Annotated in this window: 5 protein-coding genes; all 5 read left to right on the forward strand. The window is 46.8% G+C overall.

Going from position 1 to position 3,796, the window contains the following annotated elements; all coding sequences use genetic code 11:
- The first annotated feature begins 115 nt into the window (after positions 1-115).
- On the forward strand, positions 116-607 hold the full coding sequence (locus tag QUA13_RS31855; RefSeq protein ID WP_333205003.1) for a helix-turn-helix domain-containing protein: 492 nt from the start codon (positions 116-118) through the stop codon (positions 605-607).
- Between the two features lie 210 nt (positions 608-817).
- Positions 818-1,903: a galactose-1-phosphate uridylyltransferase gene (galT, locus tag QUA13_RS31860; RefSeq protein WP_333205006.1), complete on the forward strand. Its 1,086-nt coding sequence runs from the start codon at positions 818-820 to the stop codon at positions 1,901-1,903.
- 108 nt (positions 1,904-2,011) lie between these two features.
- Complete coding sequence (locus QUA13_RS31865; RefSeq protein ID WP_333205008.1) at positions 2,012-3,136, forward strand: M24 family metallopeptidase; 1,125 nt, start codon at positions 2,012-2,014, stop codon at positions 3,134-3,136.
- Positions 3,137-3,176: 40 nt separating this feature from the next.
- The gene (locus tag QUA13_RS31870) at positions 3,177-3,611 is read left to right on the forward strand and encodes a hypothetical protein (protein ID WP_333205010.1); all 435 of its coding nucleotides are present in this window, start codon (positions 3,177-3,179) and stop codon (positions 3,609-3,611) included.
- Positions 3,608-3,757, forward strand: a complete 150-nt coding sequence (locus QUA13_RS31875) for a hypothetical protein (RefSeq protein WP_333205012.1) — start codon at positions 3,608-3,610, stop codon at positions 3,755-3,757. The genes QUA13_RS31870 and QUA13_RS31875 overlap by 4 nt, the downstream gene beginning before the upstream one ends.
- Positions 3,758-3,796 lie beyond the last annotated feature (39 nt).

A 3,796-nucleotide genomic window follows, 5' to 3' on the forward strand; every position in this document is an offset into this window, starting at 1 on the left:
GAAGTTTGTTCGCCATATTGGATTTCCTCTACTTTTACCCTAGATTTTAGTGTACCTTCATAGTGAATTGGTATTAGACTTTGATTATAAAAAATCCAGAAACCTATCCCCTGCAATGGCATCCTCTAACGATCGCTTCCCCGAAGCTGCCCGCGACTGGGACTTAGAAACCCTCTACACAGACCTCGCATCCGCCAAAGGCAAGCGTCTCACGCCCACAGAGAAACAACATCTACGGGGCCTACTCTGCGGTCACAGTCCCACCGAAATTGCCGAAACGCTCAGTAAAAACCCCAAGGGGATTGCCGTAGATTTCTGTAATACTTTATACCAATACGTAAAAAATCTTGTAGGCAAAGGTGATGAAAAGGTAGAAAACTGGAGGAAGATTTGTGAATGGCTGGAGGACGCAGGATATAAAACTCAGTCGTCTCCCGAACCTGAATCAGGCGATTGTTTACCAATAAAATTCTTAATAAAAAAAGCAAATGTAGTTGTTGATAAAAATCAAATAATAGTTGATATAAACCTGCGAATCGTCGCATCCTCACCTTCAGAGATTCCTATTATAGAAAACTTCGATATCAATGGCAATGGTGCAAACTAACGAAAGTGCGATCGCACTCCCCATAACAAATCACACTTAAATACCTCCTTTATTCTTCAGTCCGCGCAGGCGGACTTCGTGCGTGTAGACGCGGTTTCAACCGCCGAGTATCTTTTTAACATAATTTGCGACTTTAGATAGGCGCGAATTCTCCAAGCACGAAGTTATACTCTTAACATCTATTAAAAGCGATCGCCCGCCCCAACCAAAATGTACGTCCAAACATTGCTAAAACCAGACGGCCGCCCACTCACACTCTACAGCCGCTACCCAATCCCAGAAGGAATCGCGGCCGTAAGTCCCAGCAATGAACCCGTACAGGCGAACCCGCACTTTCGCTGGCATCCTTTGCGCGGGGAATGGGTAGCCTACGCCAGCCACCGTCAGGGAAGAACTTTCATGCCGCCGCCGGAATACAACCCGCTAGCTGCTACAATTAATCCCAAATTCCCGACAGAATTGCCGCCGGGAGATTACGATATAGCTGTTTTTGACAACCGCTTTCCATCGCTGACTTTGCAGGCAAAAAACGCACCTGCAAGTATTGTGGAAACTCTTCCCGCTAAGGGCATTTGCGAAGTAGTAGTTTTTACTCAAGATCCGCTGGCTTCCCTCGGCGCTTTGGAGTTATCTCACTTAGAATTGCTGTTAGAAGTATGGGCCGATCGCACTTCAGTTATCGGCAGCAATCCCGAAATTGAATACGTCTTGCCTTTTGAAAATCGCGGCGTCGAAGTCGGAGTAACTTTGCACCATCCCCACGGTCAAATTTACGCTTATCCTTTCGTGCCTCCGGTGCCAGCGCGGATGTTAGAATGTCAGTCGGTTTACTATCAAAAAAACAGTAGCGGTTTGCTGCAAGATTTGATTCAAAAAGAGATTGCCGACAAACAGCGAATTATTTATTTAGACGAAGAGGCGATCGCCTTTGTCCCCGCTTGCGCCCGCTACCCTTACGAAGTGTGGATTGCGCCGATCGCCCCCGCTGCCACGTTTATCGATCTTACCAAAAAACAGCGTCAATCACTCGCTAAAGCCTTAAAAACCGTCACCCTCAAATATGACGGTTTGTGGCACCGCCCGTTCCCTTATTTGATGGCTTGGTTTCAAGGGCCCACAGACGGGAAAGCCCATCCAGAAGCGCATTTGCACGCCCAATTTTATCCGCCCTATCGATCGAGCGATCGGCTAAAATATCTAGCAGGAACCGAACTAGCCGCCGGAATGTTTGCCAACGACGCTTTACCCGAAGAAAAAGCTAAAGAATTGCAAGCCGTATCCATCCATCTATTTTAGATTTTAGATTTTAGATTGAGGAAATGCTGACTCAAATAATTGATTTTCTTCCTTCTTCGTGGGGTGTCCCGCCCGCCCTAAAAATATAATTTAGATGCAAGAAAGCAGATGATAAACTCATTAAACCCAGAAGTTGACTGCAAACTCGAATTCATCCGCAAAGCCTTAACCGAAACAGGAGCGATCGCCCTTCGCTTGCGCGGTACAGACTGGTTTGCCTGGGCCACAGCCGGCGGTTCCCATACAGTATTGCTAACCGCAGAAACCGGAGTTGCAGAAATATTAATTACCGCCGAAAACGCTTGGGTTCTCACCGATGAAATCGAAGCCCAGCGCTTGCAAGATGAAGAATTGCCAGCCAACTTTCAAATACACATCTATCCTTGGGCAGATGTTTCACAGCGCGAAGCTTTTGTCAAAGAAATTACTGGTGGCGGTAACGTCATGAGCGATCGGCCAATTTATCCCACAGAAACCCCAATAATCGCATCTTTACAGTCTCGCAAACAGACAATGATGTCAAGCGAATTAGAGCGATACCGGCGAGTCGGGCGTTTAGCCAGCGAAGCGATGACAGAGGTACTTTCCGCAGCAAAACCAACATGGACAGAATATCAGCTAGCGGGAGCCGGTGCAGAGGCATTGTGGGCCAGAGGTTTGCATCCAGCCCTGACATTAGTTGCTGGAGAAAGGCGTTTGCCGCTGTACCGCCACGCCACAGCAACCGCCGAAGAAATTGGGCGGCAAGCAATGTTAGTATTTTGCGCGAGGGGATGGGGTTTGTATGCAAATTTAACCAGATTTGTCAGTTTTGACTTTCTTGGAGAAAAGCATTCAGAGTTGCACCGACAAGTCAGAGAAATTGAAGCGGCCGCGCTGAATTCGTGCCGGCCGGGAGTATCGCTGAATGCGGTTTATGATACGCTGAAAACTGCTTACGAAGAGGAGGGATATCCTCAAGCAATTAGGCAACACCATCAAGGCGGAACTACCGGATATTTGGCGCGAGAAGTTGTGGCAAATCCGGCTACTTCAGATATGTTAGCCGAAAATATGGCTGTGGCTTGGAATCCGAGTTTGTCGGGAGCAAAAATTGAGGATACCTTTGTAATTCACAGCGATGGAACGTTGGAAAATTTGACATTCGATCCGAATTGGCCGAGTGTAGAAGTAGCGGGAAGGTTGCGGCCAGTACCGCTGGAAATATGGGACGATCGACCATTGTCCATTTAACTTATCGCTCTATGTCCATCTCAGGCGCGATCGAGCCATCATGACCTGGAAAACGATACTTTCATTTATTGTCAGTGCAACAGTCCTGACTCTAATGATCGGTTGGCTGATGGTCGCAAATCTGCTGCCGATTCAAGCCGCGATCGACTACAGCGAGGCAGAGCGGAGTTTTGTGCAGATTTGGCTCCAGGTAGCGATCGTGATTGGCTTGCTCTTGCCTGGAATTGCATTTTTGGTGTGGATACGTCACCCCAACCTGCGGGCTGTTTTTGGATTCTATTTGTTAGTTCTGGCAATTCAAATTGTCAGCGAGCAAATTTTCAGTCGCGTTTTTTCTTCTAGTATATTAGTCATCATCGGCACCCTTTACACCGCATTTCGAGTTTGGCAACTGTGGCAAAGTCAACACTTTTTAAGAAGCATCGGCGCTCCAAGCGGTAAGGTTGGCGATCGACTCGCGCATGGCTTACTATGAATACTGCTGTTGTTTTGGTCAGCAAACTTAATCTTCCTTCTAGTGATTGGCTGGTTGAGGATTTTATAACTCCATCTAGCACTAATGCAAAAAATCCAATTCCTCAAAATACAGCGGTTCCCGCTGTAATTTGGTACAATAAATAATCACAAAATATCATTTTGTATTCAAAACTAATGAAAACA

The sequence above is a fragment of the Microcoleus sp. S28C3 genome, from assembly GCF_036700785.1.
In the GTDB taxonomy this organism is placed as follows: domain Bacteria; phylum Cyanobacteriota; class Cyanobacteriia; order Cyanobacteriales; family Microcoleaceae; genus Microcoleus; species Microcoleus asticus.

Excerpts from the sequence above, each read along its gene's own strand:
- galT (WP_333205006.1), top strand. The coding sequence starts at position 818 with ATGTACGTCCAAACATTGCTAAAACCAGACGGCCGCCCACTCACACTC.
- QUA13_RS31870 (WP_333205010.1), top strand. The coding sequence starts at position 3,177 with ATGACCTGGAAAACGATACTTTCATTTATTGTCAGTGCAACAGTCCTG.
- QUA13_RS31855 (WP_333205003.1), top strand. The coding sequence starts at position 116 with ATGGCATCCTCTAACGATCGCTTCCCCGAAGCTGCCCGCGACTGGGAC.
- QUA13_RS31865 (WP_333205008.1), top strand. The coding sequence starts at position 2,012 with ATGATAAACTCATTAAACCCAGAAGTTGACTGCAAACTCGAATTCATC.
- QUA13_RS31875 (WP_333205012.1), top strand. The coding sequence starts at position 3,608 with ATGAATACTGCTGTTGTTTTGGTCAGCAAACTTAATCTTCCTTCTAGT.